Annotated in this window: 1 protein-coding gene; it reads left to right on the forward strand. The window is 62.8% G+C overall.

Annotated elements, in window-relative coordinates; all coding sequences use genetic code 11:
* On the forward strand, positions 1-363 hold a 363-nt coding region (locus C1I89_RS33870; RefSeq protein ID WP_146197004.1), incomplete at both ends, for a porin.

Here is a 363-nt window from a genome sequence, read left to right on the forward strand (position 1 = left end):
CGTCGGCTACTCGTTCAACGCTGACGACAACAACGCTCGCCAAAGCGGCTGGCGCACCGCCGACAACACCCGCGCGATCACCACCGGTCTGCGCTATGTCAACGGTCCGCTGAACATCGCTTTCTCGTACGACCAGCTGAACGCCTCGAACAACCTGACGCAGCCGGAAGTTGACGCCACCCCGCGTATGTACGCCCTGGGCGCTTCGTACGACTTCGAAGTTGTGAAGCTGTCGCTGGCCTACGCCCGCACGACCGACGGCTGGTTCGGCGGCCAAGGCGTGTCCGGCCCCGCTGGCAACATCAACTTCGGCAACAACATCTTCGCTGACGGCTTCAAGGCCAACTCGTACATGGTCGGCCT

The organism is Achromobacter pulmonis (assembly GCF_002885955.2).
Lineage (GTDB): Bacteria > Pseudomonadota > Gammaproteobacteria > Burkholderiales > Burkholderiaceae_B > Achromobacter > Achromobacter pulmonis_A.